The organism is Martinezella calliandrae, from assembly GCF_030272695.1.
Taxonomy (GTDB): domain Bacteria; phylum Pseudomonadota; class Alphaproteobacteria; order Rhizobiales; family Rhizobiaceae; genus Rhizobium; species Rhizobium calliandrae.
Map to the genome: position 1 here is coordinate 68756 of NZ_JARFYN010000029.1, position 18225 is coordinate 86980.

Genomic DNA, 18225 nt, shown 5'->3' on the forward strand with positions numbered 1-18225 from the left:
CAAGTCGGTGGCTCAACAGGCGTCGCGCGTCCTGCATCGCACACGCGAACTTCTCTCGCGCCAGCGCGTTTCGCGTCTGTTGAGCGATGGCTATAGCGGCCTCGGCACGTTTCACCCCCGCCTCGCCAGCTTTCAGGGTCGCCCGCGATTGCTCGGCCTGCGCCTGGGGAGTAATTCCCTGGCGGCCTAATGCGTCCACTCGGTTGGAATCCGCCTTTGCTCGGCGTCCGAGCTTGGCCTTTGGGAAGGCTTGCATGATGTAGAAGTTGGCAAGTGCATTGATGGGCGCAGATGCCAGTCCCGTAACAGCCAGCCGAAAAATCTGGGCCGGGTCGTTATGCTTGCACCTCCTGATCGCGGCTCGGAGCTGGTGAATACTTATGGGGATCTTGCACTGTTTGAGTTTCTTGCCGGGCGGGCGGGACGACAACTTGGTACAGGAACCGACAGCATTCCCAATAAACTCGGCATTGCCGACTTCGAGCTTGGCATTATCGCCGGAGACAGGCCTATCAATCCAGTGCTTTCAGCAGCGTTCACCGGCCCAAACGACGGAAAGGTGTCAGTGGAAAGCACCAAGCTGGAAGGCATGGCCGATTATATCGTTCTTCACACCAGCCACACCTTCATGATGAACAATCCTCTGGTCATCGCGCAGGCGCTCAATTTCATTCGCGACGGCCGTTTCGATCATACGCTGACATTTCGCGCACTGTTTGATCGCCTTGCAAGGTAATGCTTTCGATACGAGGAACTTGGTTTCTGGCTGGGCTACCGTGGTGCCAACGAATGGCGACAGAATCAAAATGGCGCTTTCAGCGGGCTGCGGTGCGCGAGGCGCTGGTCCTGCTTGCGACAAGGCCGATGCCAATGAGGGCAAGCACGATGCCCCATATGTTCAGCCCAAATCTCCCATATCCGCCGACCCCTTGTTCCGCCAGCAGAGCGAGGCCGAGGCCAGTTGTTAGCGCTCCGAGCACATAGCGCCACGCGGGCCCCTCCCTGCCTTCCGTGGTTGCGCGCGGTCGCTCGAAGCGACCGAAGGCGACGACGAAAGGAATGAGGGCGATCGCGTTCGCCGCGAGCCAAGGCAGGCGGGACCACCACCACGCGCTGCTTCCCGGCGCAAGCCGCAGACCAAAGCCGTCGGCAAGATAGGCAGCGAAAACCACAAGCGTGGTGGCCGTCAGGTGCCACATGAATAGCGTCATGATGCTGCCGTTGATGGCTATGGTTGTCATCCAGACCACGCGGCCGTCCAGCCAGCGGCGAGCCGGGGCCTGTGCAGCCAGCAGTAGCCCTCCCTGGAAAATTGCGAGCGCAATCAGTGTGATTTTCGGCGGCGTCGTGGTGCTGATGGGGTCGCCGGGTACGCCGATCATCGAGACGGGATAGGGGCCAAAGCGGACAAGCGCCAACAGGGCGGCCAATCCCAAGGCGGCGGCGGCAAGCAGCGTCCGGCGATCGGAAAACCGCTCGTCGCACCACGCGTAGCCCAGTATGGTGATCGCACCCCAGACGAACAGGTAGTTGACGAAGCCGAGCCAGTGTAAGCCGGCAGCGAAGTAGATGATATCGACAACCGATGCGGCGGCGGTCAGGGCGCAGAACGATCCCAGGCCAAATCGGGCCCAGGCAGCCTCCGTGAGCGGGACGAGCAGCACAATCCCGACATACACCGCGAGAAACCAGACCGGAATAAATGCCACTCGAGAGCCGTAGCTAATCAGCTCGGGGCGTATGCCGCGACTGTATTCTATGGCGACGATCGCCACCCAGACCGCAAGCAGCGGGAGGATCGGCCATAGAAGACGACGCAATCGACCTTCGAGCCAGGCGGCGTACGACTTGCCATCTCGACGGGCGGCTCGCCAACTGACGCAGTTCGCATAGCCGCCGACCATGAAGAAGATCGGCATCACCTGCAGCATCCATGTAAGCCAATTCGTCCAGGGAAGGATCGTCAATGTCTGGGCAGCGACCAGCGCCCCCGTCTCGTCGATGTAGGGTGCCGCCGCAAGCCAGTGACCCACGACGACGACCAGCATCGAAATAGCCCGAAGGAAGTCGACATAGCGGTTTCGGGAGGCTGGCGTGCGGTCAGCGAATTCGGCAACGCGGGAAGCCATGATGATCGTTCTCCAAGGCCGTTCTGACTATAAAGTCGATAGAAGATGGAATGCGTTAACGCTGACCAATCGCCGCGCTGTGCCGTCCGCTTCAGCGTGCCTGCGGCCGCTTCAGAACGAGTACTCAGCCTCGCAGTCACGCTAACTTCAAATTTCCCCTCCCCCTTCGCTCACCAGTACACCGCTTCTCTCGCACCGCGATGTCTAAGGGCGCTACACTTGTCGAAGTTCTATGCCGCTGATGCTGCCGGGTCGCGCTTGGCGGTCCGCATCTTCTGTTGCAGATGGACGGCGATCATGCGCGAGCACCGACCTTCTGAGGTTCGTCCCGAAGTTCGCGGCGCAATATCTTGCCTACATTGGTCTTCGGCAGCTCCGTCCTGAATTCCACGGATTTCGGCACCTTATAGGGAGTAAGTTCCGTTCGGCAGTGCGCCAGCAACTCCGCCTCGGTGAGGCTCGAGTCCTTTTTGACCACGAACAGTTTGACGATTTCCCCCGACCGCGCGTCGGGAACCCCTATCGCGGCGCATTCGAACACGCCCGGATGATCCGATGCCACGGCTTCCACTTCGCTTGGATAAACCTTGAATCCGGAAACGGTGATCATGTCCTTCTTGCGGTCGACGAGCCTGACGTTGCCCGTCGCGTCCATGACACCGATGTCACCGGTGCGAAAGCAGCCGTCATGGGTCATGACCGCAGCGGTTTCGTCGGGGAGTTGCCAATATCCCGGCATGACCTGAGGACCACGGGCACAGATTTCCCCGATGTCGCCGAGCGGGACGTCGTTATCGTCATCGTCGCGAATGAAGATATCGGTCGAGGGCATAGGCAGCCCGATCGTACCATTCCATTCGGTCGTGTGTGGGGAATTGCAGGTGAGGACCGGTGACGTTTCCGACATGCCATAACCCTCGACAACCGGGCAACCGGTAGCTTTCAGCCATCGTTCGGCGACTGTCTGCTGTACCGCCATGCCGCCGCCGACAGCGCATTTGAGCAGGCTCCAGTCGAGCTTTCCGAAATCCGGGTGGTCGAGCAGTGCGTTGTAGAGCGTGTTGACAGCGGGAAAATGGTTCACCTTGCGCTTTGCGAGTTCCTTGATGAGGTTCGGAATGTCACGAGGATTGGGGATGAGAACGCATAGCCCGCCGGTGTGGATGCTCAACAGGAAGCACGCAGTGAACGCGAAAATGTGATAAAGCGGCAGCGCCGCCATGACCGTCAGACGATCGACCCTTGGCTCTTTGTCTAGCACTGGCTGCAGCCAGGCATCGATCTGCAGCATGTTACCGACGACGTTGCGATTGAGCAGGATTGCGCCTTTGGCCAGGCCGGTGGTGCCGCCCGTATATTGCAGAAGTGCGACGTCGTCGGGCCCGACCTGAGGCTCGTTGAGCCGCATCCCTTTGCCGGCAGCGATTGCCGCATTGAACCGCCTCGCACCGGGCAGTGTGTACGCGGGTACCATTTTCTTCGCCCACCGCACGATCAAATTGACGATGGTGCCTCTCATCATGCCCAGCAGATCGCCCATCGAGGCCACGACGACGTGCTTGACGTCGGTCTTGGCAATCACTTTCTCAAGCGTGTGCGCGAAGTTCTCGAGCACGACAATCGCCTCGGCACCAGAATCCTTTAGCTGATGCTGCAGTTCGCGAGACACGTACAGCGGGTTGGTGTTCACCACCGTATATCCGGCCCGAAGAATGCCGACGATGACGACGGGATACTGCAGTACATTTGGCATCATGATGGCAACGCGCGCGCCCTTCCGCAGGCCCTTGCTCTGCAACCATGCACCGAATGCGCGCGACATCTCGTCGAGATCGCCGTAGGTCATTGCCTTGTCCATGCAAACAAAGGCGGTGCGATCGCGGTACCTGGCAAAGCTCTCATCGAGTAAGGCGACGAGCGACGAATACTTGACTACATTGATCTCCGCGGGAACTCCTGGTGGATAGTGCTGGAGCCAGATGCGTTCCATGGTGCTCTCCTCAAGGCAGGCTCTAGGGGCAGTCTTGCCGCAATTCCTCGATCATCGGGCAGCGGCTCACATCAAGTCCAAAGCGATGAGGCGCGTCTGCCCATTGGCATCGAGCACGAGAAACACCGCAGAACGTCGGCCTTCCGACTTCAGGGCTTCGAGGCGGGCCACGAATTCAGCGGGAGAGTTCACCGGCGTGCTATGCACTTCCGTGAATACCGTTCCCGGACGGATGCCCTGCCGTGCAGCCGGGGATTCAGGCTTCACGTCGGTGACGACGACTCCGCTTGCATCTGGCCGCAGTCCCAGTTGGCTTCGAACGGCAGGCGTTATCCTGGACAGCTCCATGCCGATGGCGGTCACCGCGGGAGCTGGCTGGCCGCTGGTGGTCGGCGGTTGTCTATGGGACAATGTAATTGTCAGCATGCCACTGCGGCCGTCGCGCATCATGGTCACTGGTACAGGCGTCCCGACGGGAGCTTCGGCGATAAGCCGCGACAGTTCACGTCTGTCACGCACCTCGCGCTCATTGAAACTGACGATGACGTCGCCGGGTCGTATTCCCGCAACGGAGGCCGGTCCACGGGGATAGACGCCCGAAATGAGTGCCCCGCGGGGTGCGTCGAGTCTCAACGCCGCAGCGATTTCGTTGGTCATGTCCTGTGCGTTAGCGCCGAGCCAGCCACGTCTGGGCTCGCCGAACTCGCGGAGCCGCGCAATGATCGGCATTGCGGTATAGGCTGGCACTGCGAAATTGAGGCCGATGCTACCTCCGCCTCGTGAGGCCAAACCCAGCGTGCCGATCACATCGCCGGCCATGTTGAACAACGGTCCACCGGAGTTCCCCCGATTGATCGCCGTGTCTGTCTGAATGAAATTGTCAAAAGGACTCGTCCTGATGTCACGGTTCTTGGCGGAGACGATTCCGGCGGTCACTGTGCCGCCGAGGCCTGAGGGATTGCCGATCGCCATGACCGGCTCCCCAACGCGTATTGAGTCTGAATCGGCGAATTTCACTGCCGGCAGCGGCGTGCTGGGCTGAACGCGCAAGACGGCGACGTCGATATCGGCGTCCTCCCCGATCAACTCGGCAGGCAAGCGGGACCCATCATTGAAGACGACGTCAATCTCGTCACCATTCCGGATCACGTGTTCGTTGGTGACAATGATGCCTGATGCGTCGATTACGAAACCGGAACCAAGCGAACGCCGGGGAGGCGGTTGCTCGCCTTCACCGGATGCTGCCCCGGAACCGGGACTCTGATCATCGGAATTTGTGCCAGTATTGGGGTGTGCGGTGACGTTGATGTTGACGACCGCATCGATAACTCGCGCCGCGAGACCAGGAAGATCGCTTGCTTGCGCTGCGGCGTGGGAGGTTGCCATCAGAACCACAGCAAGGCTCACGGCGAGTATATGCGCAAAAGCGCAAAAGATGGCGTAGGGGGAAGTCAATGACGTTGGTTCGGCACGAGAGGCATCCATTGTCTGTCACTCCGTGTTTTGTAAACTCCGGTGGATGTTGGAAGACTTCCGAAAATAACTCGTATCTAGCCTTTACCGAGGGTTCGCGCGCGGTTGGTCTGGCCGCGGAATAGCGAAATTCAATTATAGCGTGCTTTCCTTTGGAATTCCAGATTGTCGGCTTCCCGCAGCCGCTGGAACTTATAACTTGACGGGCTCGAGGCCTCGATCAGTGACGGCCGGCGAACGCATATCGGTTTTGGACTCTTCGGCTTGGCCGAAGTGGGGCCAGGGGAGATGGCAGAACAGCCCTTGTTTACCACACTTTTCGGTTGCCACAAAGATGAGTTGCATGCGTACATTCGCTCGCGTCGCCTCACGGACGCCAGAAGTTTGAAGCCGCTGACCCGCCTCCTGCAGATAACATTCCCGGTCGCTCCGAAAAACCGGATCGGGGTGGTTCACCCGTTCTCCGATTAATGCGGCCCTCTGAGCATCACTTTTTAAACACTGGTGCATTCCTGTTGGTGGAAAAGGAAAAGATGTCTTTGAAGGCTCGTGCCGCCAAGCTCCTTCATGCGTCAATTGATGTAGACCGCCAAGATAATCATGCACCTCGGCAGCGCTGCCTCGACGAAACTTACTTGACGCCCCAACTTAGACAACAACATCAGGTCGAAAGTCGTGAAGAGTTAATGTTTCAGGTGCGGCTCAGCTTGGCGAAACCACATGATATCGTCCATTGACCTCCGCCCCAACCAAGATGCTGATTGAGGACAACCACATCCAGATAAGCAGAATATCAACAGCAGCAAGCGTTCCGAACGTCCTATTGTAGTCATCGAAATTTGCCAGGAAAGTGGAGAACAAAAACGAACCCGTTAGCCAAACCAAAGCGGCTACGATCGCGCCTGGACTGATCAGATCGTATTTATGCCGTGGTCCGCTAGGGCCGTATCTGTAGAGAAGCTCCAAACTGCCCAGCAATACGACAGTCGTAATGGGCCAGCGCCCAATCATCAATATATTACTTGAGCTTTCGGAGCTGAACATAAGCGGGAAGGCAGCGACAAGAAATATCGCCAGTACCAAGAAAAATAACAGTCCGATCGTGAAAGTAAGGGAGATGATGTTTAATCTAAGGAAAGTTCGGCTTTCAACCTGCCCGTAGGCAACGTTTAGGCCGTCAAATAGTGCTTTGACACCTCTGTTTGCGCTCCAGAGGGAGAGCGCCACAGAAGCAGCCAGCGCAAAGGTAAGCGTGGCCTCTTGCCCATTACCGATGCGCTCAATCTTGTTACGCAAGAATTCAGTGCCAGCTCTCGGCAACGCCCCGTCGACGGCGGTTAATAGCTCTGACAAATGCCGAGATTCGGCAATCAATCCGTAGAGTGAGACAACCGCCGCGACCGTCGGAAAAAGAGCCAACAATCCATAGAAAGTCACCCCAGCGGCGACCGACAAAATCCGATCATTGCGTATTCCAACAAGCGTTTGCTTCCATGTGAAGAGCCAGCCCGCACCCGAGGCCCCGCCAACAGCCTCTGACGCTGGCGTCTTCGTTTCTCCGAGGGTTGCGCCTCTATCAAACTGACTCGCGGCGAGATAGCTCGCAATTCCGACAGTTACCGCAAAGGATAAATTGGTAAGAATTGATCCGGCACGCATATTAACACTCCCCGGGAACAAGCGCCGCGCACAAGGTTTTTTACCTTGGACGCGACGGTTGACTGCCGACTTATCCACCTCGAGCTTCGTAGGGATTTGCCTCACCCGGCCTTGCCAGGTCATGTACCATTTCTTGGTCCAGATGCTGCTTTAGCTTGGCGACCTGCTCGTCGGTCCAGCCCGGGGGGGCGGCCACAGCAACCCATGCATCGACATAGTGATCCGGCGCATACACATGTCCAAAACCTATGGGAGTTGTCGTTGCCAGCGCCATGTCAAATCCGAGTTGAAGTAAGGTTATAACGGGATACCATTGAAAATCCGGAGAAACGTCCGGGCCGCGTGGAGCGACCATCCAATCCGGCTCCCGGTACAGATCCGCATAGTCAAAGAAGGTCACGGGATCACTTGCATACTGCAAGTATACGATTCGCATGGCTCCCCACGGCGAGCCCGCTGCCACAGCTGACCCGCGTTGGTTCATGAAACGGACAACAGACCCGTCGCTATACTGAGGCAACCATGCGGGGGAACCAGGCTGCCTGCTCTTGGTAATCGATCGCCAAAGCTGGTTTTCAAAAGGAGGCCCGCTCCAGAGAGCTCCGTTGATTGGATCACTAAGAATGTCGAAAAGTTCAATTGATTTTTCGGAATTTAAAGAGCCAAGACTGAGACCGTAAACCAAAAGCCTCGGCCTTTTTCCTTTCGGAAGATTGGTCCAGTATTTATAGACTTCCTTAAAGAGCGATGTTGCGGTGTCGGCACCGAGTTGCGGTTCGATCAACAGCGATAATGGACTGGAAAAATAGGAATACTGCACTGCAACGGTCGCGATATCGCCGTTGGCAAGGTATTCGGCGCTGTCAATTGCCGCAGGATCGACCCATCCGGTGCCAGTCGGCGTGGCGATAACGAGCGTCGATCGATCGAAAGCCTTCATACGCTTAAGTTCCTCCACGGCAAGATCGACCCTTTGGTCGACTGTTTCCGCCGCCCTCAAGCCGACATACACACGTATCGGTTCAAGTGCCTTTTTGGCGGTAAGGAGGCTGATTTCGGCTGCCGTTGGTCCGGAGCCAACGAATTCACGACCAGCACGCCCCAGTTCGTCCCAGATGAGCCCGGACGCTGCGCTGCCTGTTCGGAACGAGGATGTTGGCCGGGGAATGCCCGCTTCAATTAGGCTGTCATATTCCCGGAATGATGAATCCAGTAGGTGGAACGCGACCCGAAAGAGCACGCCATTCGCAACACCCCCAAACACAATTATCGCGACAGCGAGACCGATGACACGCGAAACCCTGCGCGGAAGCACGCGCGCTAAAGCCGATTGAGCCCGCCGGAATACGAGCAGAAAAATCGATGCAATACCGAACGTGCCGACCACCGTAATGGCCGCCACAAGTAATATTAAAAACGAATAGCTTCTGGAAACGCGCTCGACATTCATGAATTCCCTTAAAGAATTCTGCCAATCCGTCGCTAACCAAAGAAACGCCATCGCAGAAGCCGCGCATGTTACAATAATGGAGGCTCGGATTATGCTAAGCTGCGGCTCTGCCAGTTTAGGGAAGCGCATGTATTCCCAAAGCCGATGGCAAAGCATTCCGATGGCAAAACCGAAGCTGAAGGACAGGCCAGACAGAATGCCCTCGACCATGTAGGTACGAGGGATTAGGCTTGGCGTGAGCGACGCGGAAAAAAAAAGCGTTCCAATCAGAATGGCTGAGTACGGCATCCACCGGGGCATCAACGCTTGCCAGCGGCCCCCGACACTTGCGTTGAAGGACGTAAACAACATTCATGTCTCCCGTAGATCGCAAGGCCGGCCAACCGACAATAATTGGTTGCGGGCCGCTCGGACCAGTCTTGCCCGCGGATAGAGGCTGCAATTCATCTTAAGAGATGTATATTTGAGCTTTCTTTTGGAGTGACGCAACGATAAATTGGGCGGTAATTTGAGTGAGATACGGTCGATCCGAACGACTGACGGGTATGGCGTCGGCGCTATCTCGGTTCTTCTTCCTGGAACAGCGGAGTGAAGAATGTTGAATGACAGTCTAGCTCGGAAGTTGCAGTTTGCCGGCAGGGTTGGTTTTTGGGCCCAACTCGGAGTTGGATCGATATCGCTGCTTATGGCCATTTCGGCATTTGTTGTCGACCGGACCGCCGGAGTTGGTACCCGCGGAACCGTAGCACTCATTCAGTATCTCACCATCGGAAGTCTGCTCATCCTGCTCTTCACGACCATATGGTCTTACCAGTATATTCTGGCGGGTAGGCGCATCGATGATGGCAGGCCGGTCCCGAATTCCCTGCCCCGCACGGTATGGACGGGGCTAGTAGCGAGTACAATTGGAATTGTCTTTTCCATGCTTATTATCCTATTCGAGGTGACCCAGCTGTTTCTCTACTTTCTGCGCGCGCCCCAAGCTGGCGTCCCGGTCGTGCAGACCACGAGCGGACCGACAAGCTGGGTTTCTGCAGGCGACATTCTAAGCCTGACGGTCATCATTCTCACCACCTTCGTTGAAGTCTTGGTTCTTGCCCTCGGGCTTTGGCTGTTGTTCTCAATAACCTATCGACAGCATGGGGCGTCTAGGTAGTGCTGCAAAGCCGTACATAGCCTTCGCCACACGAAAAGCTGATGTCAGTCTGCTGAGAGGTGGCGGTGTCGTTTTGCATTTAACCGCAAGACTCCGACGACAACAATTTCAACAAGTTAGGCTTTGAATGGTGGCTTTCGAAGCGGAAGACAGCCTATTCCCCAAACGGAAGTTCAATTTCTTCGCGGTTTTTTTTGGCGCCCTCGATCAGGGCGGTGCTGAGCCGCTCGGCATCTTGTGCCGGGAGCATTCCCGCCCCGGTTCGAATACCTTCTTGCCACGCAGGCCCGCGCTCCCATGCTTCGTTGTAGACGAGCGCCAAGTCGGCAGATCGCCTTGCCTGCTGCAGGGCTTCAAAGAGCAGCGCAGCTTGACGAACGTCCTTCTCACGCTTCGCCAGCCCCTGTCCGTCAGTGTGGCGGCTGGCGACTATGAGCTTGTGGACCGCATACCGGGACGGATCAGGGACGACGTCAGGAATTCAACCCGGTAGCCGTCGGCATTCTGAAACGCCGACGAGGCCGCGGACCCGGATCGGTGCGGAACTGGCTGGAAGCTGGCGTCGACGCCACCGGAGCGAGTTTTGAGACGGCGCGTCCGAATACCGCGATGTTCGTGTGTCCTTTGAGCCGCGAAGGATAGATGATGCCGTCCGGTAGAGATTTGTGCTCGTGAAATGCCAGCGACCACACGCGCGCCAAGCTTTGGCGCAAGGATTTCGCGACGTCCGTCGGAACTCCCATTCGGATAGCATGGTCACCGCGCAGGTCGACAAGTTCTTCCGTCGTTTCGATTTCGGCGAATCGCCGTGCGTGAAATTCGTTCTCCTCAATCGGGAGATCTCCGATCAGACCGTCGCGGCGTTCGCGAAGCACGGCCTGGATCGCTGAACCGGCTCGGTGTCTTTCCAATGCCCAATGGGTCGGGAAAGACGCTCGCATAGATCCTGCCGAAACGAGACCCTGGAGGAACGACTTCGAGATCGAGTGACGAATGTTCGAAACCGGCAGGCGGCTTGATACCAGTCATTTAGCGAAAGTCACCGCGGGCGGCACTTTCGGCTGCGGCGATCGCATCGGCGTCCCGACGTCGCTTCAAGGCATCGAGCCACGTGCGACCGTCAAGCGCCCCATGTGGCGAGACCAGAAAGCGGTAGACCGCCCAGGCTCCCGCCAAGATTACATGCAGTTTTGGTAGCGCGGCATAAGGACGACCGTCGTCATCGAGTTGCCACACCGGGAAACGAAAACCACGTTTGGCACCGTCCAGGCCAAGCACCTATCCGCGTGGACGCTTCGTGTTGACCGTGACCCGCGAAACGCCCAAGAGACAGTAATTCGAATTACGAATAAGCGCGATGCCCTGTCACCGCCAGACGGGATCAATGCACCGCTTACGTTTGCTCTTGAACCGATACGAACCTAGGACACCTAGATTCATACTACCATTATCGGGACCAGGGATTGATCACTTTCAACCCAGCCGCCTCGAACGGGCTTGCGTCGCGAGTTGCGATTGCGAGGTGATTTGCTGCTGCTGTGGCGGCAATATAGCCATCAGCCGTGCCGATCGCTTTTCCAGATATTCGAGCGCGTGCCATCAGTTCCGAGTACAACTGCGAAGTCGCAAGATTGAAGGGCAGGATGCGCTCGGAAAAGTGAGGCAGTACTTCGCCCTCAAGGCGGTCGCTGAGGATGGTTTGCCGTTTCCCCGAGGGCATAGCAGCAATTCCGAAGCGAAGTTCAGCAATCGTTATTGCGGAGATGAACAGCGTTTCGATGGCTTGGGCGTCCAACCAAGCGACAACTGCCTCATCAGGAACCGGTTTCCACGGCTCGGATATAATGTTGGTGTCCAGCAAGATCATTCGAAGGTCATCGGTGCAGCAGGCGTCTTGTCGCGACTTCTCTGCAGGGCTTCGACGTCGCTGTCGGAAAGCTCAGCGTCGCGACCGATAGCCGCCAGTAAAGAGCCGAGCTTAACACGTTCAGGGGGACGAACAGCGGCCTCAATAATGTCACGGATTTCGGCCTCGGTGCTTCGGCCGTGATGAGCCGCTCGCACGCGAAGAGCGCGATGTGTTTCGTCAGAAAGATTTCGAATGGTGATCGCCGGCATTGATATCACATCGATGGAAATGGTGGCTTTGATATCAAAATATACAGAATGATACCAACTTTCAAGGGTTTCGAAATATGGCTCTATTGCAAAAATTTCTTGCAGTAGAATGAAATTCCAGGAGATCTGGGCGGCGGTCCGAAAGGCCGCTAGGCACTTCCTTGGTACCTCGAGAGGCTAAAGCTTCAGCAGCGCCGCCCAATATGCCGCTCATCAGGTCCCACGGCGCAAGGTTATGTTCCACTTGGGCGATGGCTTGGTTTCCGCCGGTAATCCCGTCTGAAGCGTTAGCAACCGTCGTCGCTATGTTCTTATAGGAGTGCTCGGTGACGTAGACCTGGGTCGCCAGATTATAGAGATTGAGAACCTGAGCGAAATATTGGGCATGGATCGACGTATCGTAGTATGTGCTGCCATTCGCCTGGATAATATTGTGGCCCACAGCTCGTCCCTGTAGCGCAGGCCACCGGCCCCTTGGGCGCGATAGTCTTGCTCTAAGTCAGCGCCGGTTACCTCTACTTGTTTAAGTAACTACGCCAGATGCCGACTTTTGGCGGACGAAATGATAAATATGCGCCAAGTCCAATTCCGCTTCATCGGTGAGGCGGACATGATAGCGCTTCATTCCGCCTCTTCCCGATCGATGTCGTCCATCCGCGCTTCCAGGCGCTTCCAGGCTTCATCAAGGGGTTTGGCGTGGGAAGGATTGGCCTTATAAGCATTGTAAGTCGCCGCAACCTCGGTTCGCAGCCAGTGCTCCATCGCGTTCTCGCGCTCCTGCAAAGCTCTCAGGCCTTCCCGGATGACTTCGCTTTCCGAAACATAGTCGCCATTATGACGACCATGTCGCCTTCCGATGGAAGAACTATCGGCGCAATGGTCGCGATCGAGACAAGGTTATGTGCCTTCATTCCTCACGAGTTCATCAGACGCTCTCTCTTGCACTTGCTTTCCACCGGCTTCCACCGCATGCGTCACTTCGGCTTTCTCGCCAACAGTTCCTATTTCGCCGCATTTAGCTCATCTGCAGTTGAAGAGAACAGAACCATAAACCCTTTCAATTCCAACATCCGGCGCTCTCATTGGGATCCGGCACATGCTGCTCAACATTGGTTTTGATACGGCGGCCGGAAGCGTGCCGCTGGTCGGCCACCTGTTCGACGTCTATTTCAAGTCCAACCGCCGCAACCTCGAGCTCGTGCTGGATCACTTCGGTCTCGATCATGCAGACCTTGATCGGTAAGCAGCGGTCGCGGTTTTAGTATGTCCGGTCAGCAACCGTAGCGCCGATCGAGTTCGAGGAGCGCAACTTGCACCTCATCGATCGAGACCGGCTCAGGTGTTCCCGGAAGCATTCGGAGCGCTGGTTTGGAGTCGACAGCGTAGAGATCGGATGCCCAGGCTGCGAGGATCGCCCGCTTGTCATCGACAGACAGTGCGCGCGATTGCACGACATCGCCTGGCCGTTCAAGTCGAAGGCCTTGAAGCAGGACCAACGGTCCCATCGCCATCGCATTGCGGACAACCTGCAGCAACATGTCGTTTGTCATCGCAGCCTCACCGAACGTGGGGATCTTTGTCTTGGCCGCGGCGAGATGCGACGATGACGTCGGTATCCGGTGCCAGCAGATCATGCTTGTCCGCAAAGGCGGCAAACAGGCCACGCGCAGTCTCCCCTTCAATCTCGCCACGCATCGCCGCGCCGATGGCCTTCAGCGCAACAGAATGCGCGGTGTCCCTGAACGACGCGGGCCATTCGCAAAGGTGCCGATAGGCGTCCGTGACGCTCCGAACCTCAGCCGGTAACCCGAGACCGACGAGGATGGATACAGGTTGCTTGAACATGTCGGGTTTCATGACGCTCTCCTTCCCAACCCGGAATGTCGACGGGCGCCGTCATCACGACGCCCTTTTCTCCTCAGTTCTGATTAAGCGGCCTTCTGCGCTTCGATTTGCGCCGGGGCGGCCGGTTGTGCCAGAGCCGGGTTGGCCTGGATGTCGATCTTCCGCGGCTTCAGGGCCTCCGGGATCTCGCGAACGAGGTCGATCGACAAAAGACCGTTCTTCAGGTCGGCTCCGTTCACCCTGACATGGTCGGCGAGCTCGAACCGGTGCTCGAACGAACGGCCGGCGATGCCGCGATGCAGGTAGCCTTCATTGGCCGTCTCCTGTTTCTTGCCAGTGACGGTCAGAAGATTGGACTGGAAGGTGATATCGAGATCGTCCTGTTCGAAGCCAGCCACCGCGATCGAGATGCGATAGCTGTCATCGCCGGTCTTAACGATGTCATAGGGAGGCCAGTCGCTGATCGAGCGGGCGCGCTGGGCGTTTTCGAGAAGATTGAAGACCCGATCGAAGCCGACGCTCGAACGGTAAAGCGGTGCATAGTCGTAAGATGTTGCCATAGCCATATCCTTCTTGAAGCAACATGGGTATTGAAGCGCCGAAAGCGACGCTCCGAGCAAGGCCAGCCCTGGTTCAGCTGCTGGCGGCAATCGATTTGGTTTTTGAGTTTTCGGGATTCAAGAGCCAGTCGCAGAAAAATCTACAGCTTGGGCGAAGCGGATTCTGAGCGAATGCTGCACTGCAGCGGAACTATTCTCGGACCTGCTGCTTTCCGAAGGATCATCATCCCTCGCTGTCAGGAGGTGACGTTGATTTTTGCACCGGACCCATCTAGGTCGCCCGCAAACAAGGCGACGGAACGTGGAACATCGTCGACTTCAAGACAGGCCAGGTTGCCGATATCGGCGGCTGTGTCCTGTGGCGGCTTGACGCCAGCATGGTGGCCCGATTGGTCAAGGATCTCAACGAGACAGCGACCCTCGAAAGAGTGACGCCGGACGCTCCTCGATAAGCATCTACTCCACGAGGCGCTCGGGAAGTTCAGGCACCGCCAGGAACTGATTCCTCGTCGATCAGATCGGCGGCCTCAAGGATACCAACGAGATCAGCCACCTTGCCTAAGGGCAAGGAGCGCCCCTGATTGACCAGTGCCTCATCGGCGTTCAGCCATGCCCAGGCTTCGGCGAGCTCGCCGGCTGACTCCCGTCTGGTTGATTGCAGCCGCTAGAGCTTCGTCGGTAGGTCCGAGGACCGCGGTGATTTCCTCCAGTTTTATGTGAGCTTCCTCAGTTTCTTGGGAGCCGTTCCGTCTCAACTGGCCTTCAGATAGGCCGTCGTCCTGACGAGAAAAGGAGCTGCTGGAGACAATCTAATGAATAGCGTGGCTCATCATCCGGTAGGGATGGGCGGCATTGAACTGGGAGATCATGGCCGTCGCCTGCAGCAGAACCTGCTCGGCATTCGCCATTTCGTCGCGGGCCAGCTCGTCGGCATTGACGCGGATCGCCTGTGCCATGTTGGCCGACAGCGCGGCAAAGTGGCGATTGCCTTCGACAAAAGCCTCGCGGGCAGTCCCCTCCAGGACACGCGCGATATCGGCAAAGACCTCTTCGCGTTCCTCGATGCTAAGGTCTTTGATAATCTTGATCTTCTCTTCCATTTCGGTCTCACTCTGAACAGACGTGCAATGCTGACCGAGCTCATCGAGCCTCGGCCCCGAAAGACCTAGGAAGGGAAAATATCTGTTTCAAGACCTCAGTGGAGCTTGAACTCGCCTTCGACACGCCGCCATTCGTTGGGTCCGATCAGACGCTGATGGGTATAGCGCACGGAATGCAGGGGGCCATCGAGGCTGGCCTTCCAGAAGTTCAGGAACTTGTGCATCTCGGGAAAATCGGGAGCCAGATCGTAGTCCTGCCAGACATAGGTCTGCAGCACGGATTCGAAATCGGGAATGCGGTAGAGAATGTGTGCGGTGGTGAGGCCGTAGCCGTTCAGTTGCCGTTCCAGATCCGATGAGAATTGCATGCTTCATCTCCGTTTTATGACACTTCTAAGGTGGCGCAAAATTTCGCGACCATCAACGGATTTTCCAGCGCTGGACGCCAGTTTGTTGTTCCTTTCCAGCATGTTAGCAGCACCATAAGATGAGTGCTAATTTTTTCGTTTCGCCCTCTTGAAATCGAAAAATCGCAAAACCAGATCATTTCGCGCAAAACGCTCGAACGAGGTTTTGCACCCACCCGGACTGGTCATCCGGTCCGGCCAGGGGGATCAACGTCATATTTTTTTGCTCAACGGAGGAAAACATGTCGTTCCGACCGCTTCATGATCGCATTCTCGTCCGCCGGGTCGAATCCGAAGAAAAGACCAAAGGCGGCATCATCATCCCCGATACCGCCAAGGAAAAGCCGCAGGAAGGCGAGGTCATCGCCGTCGGTCCCGGCGCGCGCAACGAGGCCGGCCAAATCCAGGCACTCGACGTCAAGGCCGGCGATCGCATCCTGTTCGGCAAATGGTCCGGCACCGAGATCAAGATCAACGGCGAGGACCTGCTGATCATGAAGGAAAGCGATGTCATGGGCATCATCGAAGCCCAGGCCGAACAGAAAAAAGCTGCCTGAGCTCTCCACGCCACGAACCATCAATCAGATAGCTGCCTATTGAGGAGTTAGAGAAATGGCTGCGAAAGAAGTCAAGTTTCACACCGATGCCCGTGAACGCATGCTGCGTGGGGTCGATGTGCTCGCCAATGCCGTGAAGGTGACGCTTGGTCCGAAGGGGCGCAACGTCGTGATCGACAAGTCCTTCGGCGCACCGCGCATCACCAAGGACGGCGTCTCGGTCGCCAAGGAAATCGAACTGGAAGACAAGTTCGAAAACATGGGCGCCCAGATGTTGCGCGAAGTGGCATCGAAGACCAACGATCTGGCCGGCGACGGCACAACCACGGCGACCGTGCTTGCCCAGGCGATTGTGAAGGAAGGCGCCAAGGCTGTTGCCTCCGGCATGAACCCGATGGACCTGAAGCGCGGCATCGACCTTGCCGTTGACGCCGTCGTCAAGGAACTGAAAACCAACGCCCGCAAGATCACCAGCAATTCCGAGATCGCCCAGGTCGGCACCATCTCCGCCAACGGCGATTCCGAGATCGGCCGCTATCTCGCCGAGGCGATGGAGAAGGTTGGCAATGAAGGGGTCATCACCGTCGAGGAAGCCAAGACCGCCGAGACCGAGCTCGAAGTCGTCGAAGGCATGCAGTTCGATCGCGGCTACCTGTCGCCTTACTTCGTGACCAATGCCGACAAGATGCGCGTGGAGTTCGAGGATCCCTATATCCTCATTCATGAGAAGAAGCTTTCGAACCTGCAGCCCATGCTTGCGGTTCTCGAGGCCGTCGTCCAGTCCGGCAAGCCGCTGGTCATCATCGCTGAAGACGTCGAAGGCGAAGCACTTGCGACCCTCGTGGTCAACAAGCTGCGCGGTGGCCTTAAGATCGCTGCTGTCAAGGCTCCCGGCTTCGGCGATCGCCGCAAGGCCATGCTCGAAGACATTGCCATCCTGACGGGCGGCACGGTCATCTCCGAAGACCTCGGCATCAAACTCGAGAACGTCACGCTGAACATGCTCGGCCGAGCCAAGAAGGTGGCGATCGAGAAGGAGAACACTACTATTATCGACGGCGTCGGGTCCAAGACCGAGATCGACGGTCGCGTTACCCAGATCAGGGCGCAGATCGAAGAAACCTCTTCCGATTATGACCGCGAAAAGCTGCAGGAACGCCTTGCAAAGCTCGCTGGCGGCGTCGCCGTCATCCGCGTCGGCGGATCGACGGAAGTCGAGGTGAAGGAGAAAAAAGACCGTGTCGACGATGCGTTGCACGCGACCCGAGCGGCCGTCGAGGAAGGCATCCTGCCGGGCGGCGGCGTTGCGCTACTGCGTGCCGTCAAGGCGCTCGACAATCTCGACGCCGCCAACCAGGACCAGAAGGTCGGTATCGAGATTGTTCGCCGTGCGATCGAGGCTCCGGTCCGCCAGATCGCCGAGAACGCCGGCGCCGAAGGTTCGATCATCGTCGGCAAGCTGCGAGAGAAAACCGACTTCTCCTACGGCTGGAATGCCCAGACCAGCGAATATGGCGATCTCTATGCCATGGGTGTGATCGATCCCGCCAAGGTCGTGCGCACCGCTCTGCAGGATGCCGCGTCGGTTGCCGGCCTCCTTGTGACGACGGAAGCCATGATCGCCGACAAGCCCAAAAAGGAAGCCGCTCCGGCTCTGCCGGCTGGCGCCGGCATGGACTTCTAAAGTAAGAAGGGTTGCCCCGGCGCCCGGCCGGGCAACAAAAAAGGATATATAACCATGGCAGCTCCCACAACCTTGCAAAGCCGGCACCGACAAAGTG

Annotated in this window: 19 protein-coding genes and 4 pseudogenes; 7 read left to right on the forward strand and 16 right to left on the reverse strand. The window is 57.4% G+C overall.

Annotated elements, in window-relative coordinates:
- The first annotated feature begins 250 nt into the window (after window positions 1-250).
- Window positions 251-736 carry a hypothetical protein gene (locus PY650_RS21205; RefSeq protein WP_285881518.1) on the forward strand — a complete coding sequence of 162 codons (486 nt, stop codon included), beginning with the start codon at window positions 251-253 and terminating at the stop codon, window positions 734-736.
- A gap of 79 nt (window positions 737-815) precedes the next feature.
- Here PY650_RS21205 and PY650_RS21210 read toward each other — a convergent pair whose 3' ends face one another.
- The 5 genes from PY650_RS21210 to PY650_RS21230 form a co-directional block, all read right to left on the reverse strand.
- Window positions 816-2129, reverse strand: coding sequence for an acyltransferase family protein (locus PY650_RS21210; RefSeq protein WP_285881519.1), 1314 nt, complete (start codon window positions 2127-2129; stop codon window positions 816-818).
- A gap of 295 nt (window positions 2130-2424) precedes the next feature.
- Complete coding sequence (locus PY650_RS21215; RefSeq protein ID WP_285881520.1) at window positions 2425-4119, reverse strand: long-chain-fatty-acid--CoA ligase; 1695 nt, start codon at window positions 4117-4119, stop codon at window positions 2425-2427.
- A gap of 66 nt (window positions 4120-4185) precedes the next feature.
- On the reverse strand, window positions 4186-5604 hold the full coding sequence (locus tag PY650_RS21220; protein WP_285881521.1) for a trypsin-like peptidase domain-containing protein: 1419 nt from the start codon (window positions 5602-5604) through the stop codon (window positions 4186-4188).
- A gap of 690 nt (window positions 5605-6294) precedes the next feature.
- Window positions 6295-7374: a YihY/virulence factor BrkB family protein gene (locus PY650_RS21225; RefSeq protein ID WP_285881522.1), complete on the reverse strand. Its 1080-nt coding sequence runs from the start codon at window positions 7372-7374 to the stop codon at window positions 6295-6297.
- A complete protein-coding gene (locus PY650_RS21230) occupies window positions 7322-9052 on the reverse strand; it encodes an alpha/beta hydrolase (protein WP_285881523.1) in 1731 nt (576 codons plus the stop codon). The genes PY650_RS21225 and PY650_RS21230 overlap by 53 nt, the downstream gene beginning before the upstream one ends.
- Window positions 9053-9296: 244 nt before the next feature.
- Between PY650_RS21230 and PY650_RS21235 the strand changes: the two genes are divergently transcribed.
- Window positions 9297-9857, forward strand: a complete 561-nt coding sequence (locus PY650_RS21235; protein WP_285881524.1) for a DUF3611 family protein — start codon at window positions 9297-9299, stop codon at window positions 9855-9857.
- 154 nt (window positions 9858-10011) lie between these two features.
- Here PY650_RS21235 and PY650_RS21240 read toward each other — a convergent pair.
- A pseudogene (locus PY650_RS21240) lies at window positions 10012-10427 on the reverse strand (GSU2403 family nucleotidyltransferase fold protein); the annotation flags it as partial.
- A 182-nt stretch (window positions 10428-10609) separates the two neighbouring features.
- On the opposite strand from PY650_RS21240, the gene PY650_RS37160 reads away from it, so the two are divergent.
- Window positions 10610-10747, forward strand: a complete 138-nt coding sequence (locus PY650_RS37160; RefSeq protein ID WP_349644505.1) for a hypothetical protein — start codon at window positions 10610-10612, stop codon at window positions 10745-10747.
- Between the two features lie 139 nt (window positions 10748-10886).
- On the opposite strand, the pseudogene PY650_RS21250 reads toward PY650_RS37160, so the two are convergent.
- The 5 genes and pseudogenes from PY650_RS21250 to PY650_RS21270 all read right to left on the reverse strand — a co-directional run.
- Window positions 10887-11186: pseudogene (locus tag PY650_RS21250) on the reverse strand (XRE family transcriptional regulator); the annotation flags it as partial.
- A 118-nt stretch (window positions 11187-11304) separates the two neighbouring features.
- Window positions 11305-11724 carry a type II toxin-antitoxin system VapC family toxin gene (locus PY650_RS21255; RefSeq protein ID WP_285881525.1) on the reverse strand — a complete coding sequence of 140 codons (420 nt, stop codon included), beginning with the start codon at window positions 11722-11724 and terminating at the stop codon, window positions 11305-11307.
- On the reverse strand, window positions 11721-11975 hold the full coding sequence (locus PY650_RS21260; RefSeq protein WP_285881527.1) for a FitA-like ribbon-helix-helix domain-containing protein: 255 nt from the start codon (window positions 11973-11975) through the stop codon (window positions 11721-11723). Before PY650_RS21260 ends, PY650_RS21255 begins: the two co-directional genes overlap by 4 nt.
- A gap of 61 nt (window positions 11976-12036) precedes the next feature.
- Complete coding sequence (locus tag PY650_RS21265; protein WP_285881528.1) at window positions 12037-12417, reverse strand: hypothetical protein; 381 nt, start codon at window positions 12415-12417, stop codon at window positions 12037-12039.
- 179 nt (window positions 12418-12596) lie between these two features.
- Window positions 12597-12758, reverse strand: a complete 162-nt coding sequence (locus PY650_RS21270; RefSeq protein ID WP_285881529.1) for a hypothetical protein — start codon at window positions 12756-12758, stop codon at window positions 12597-12599.
- Between the two features lie 53 nt (window positions 12759-12811).
- Here PY650_RS21270 and PY650_RS21275 point away from each other — a divergent pair.
- Window positions 12812-12971, forward strand: a pseudogene (locus PY650_RS21275) (transposase); the annotation flags it as partial.
- 100 nt (window positions 12972-13071) lie between these two features.
- Window positions 13072-13218: pseudogene (locus PY650_RS21280) on the forward strand (DUF4112 domain-containing protein); the annotation flags it as partial.
- 28 nt (window positions 13219-13246) lie between these two features.
- Here the strand turns inward: PY650_RS21280 and PY650_RS21285 are convergent.
- The 5 genes from PY650_RS21285 to PY650_RS21310 form a co-directional block, all read right to left on the reverse strand.
- A complete protein-coding gene (locus tag PY650_RS21285) occupies window positions 13247-13525 on the reverse strand; it encodes a hypothetical protein (protein WP_285881531.1) in 279 nt (92 codons plus the stop codon).
- 7 nt (window positions 13526-13532) lie between these two features.
- On the reverse strand, window positions 13533-13832 hold the full coding sequence (locus PY650_RS21290) for a DUF982 domain-containing protein (protein ID WP_285881532.1): 300 nt from the start codon (window positions 13830-13832) through the stop codon (window positions 13533-13535).
- A 71-nt stretch (window positions 13833-13903) separates the two neighbouring features.
- The gene (locus PY650_RS21295; RefSeq protein WP_285881533.1) at window positions 13904-14380 is read right to left on the reverse strand and encodes an Hsp20 family protein; all 477 of its coding nucleotides are present in this window, start codon (window positions 14378-14380) and stop codon (window positions 13904-13906) included.
- Window positions 14381-15189: 809 nt separating this feature from the next.
- Entirely contained in the window at window positions 15190-15480 is a 291-nt protein-coding gene (locus PY650_RS21305) for a hypothetical protein (RefSeq protein WP_285881534.1), read from the reverse strand.
- Window positions 15481-15575: 95 nt separating this feature from the next.
- Entirely contained in the window at window positions 15576-15848 is a 273-nt protein-coding gene (locus PY650_RS21310; protein WP_285881535.1) for an usg protein, read from the reverse strand.
- Between the two features lie 281 nt (window positions 15849-16129).
- Here PY650_RS21310 and groES point away from each other — a divergent pair, with 281 nt between their 5' ends.
- Both groES and groL read left to right on the forward strand, forming a co-directional pair.
- The gene (groES, locus tag PY650_RS21315) at window positions 16130-16444 is read left to right on the forward strand and encodes a co-chaperone GroES (RefSeq protein ID WP_113433912.1); all 315 of its coding nucleotides are present in this window, start codon (window positions 16130-16132) and stop codon (window positions 16442-16444) included.
- A gap of 55 nt (window positions 16445-16499) precedes the next feature.
- Window positions 16500-18128: a chaperonin GroEL gene (groL, locus tag PY650_RS21320; RefSeq protein WP_285881536.1), complete on the forward strand. Its 1629-nt coding sequence runs from the start codon at window positions 16500-16502 to the stop codon at window positions 18126-18128.
- The last annotated feature ends 97 nt before the right edge of the window (window positions 18129-18225 follow it).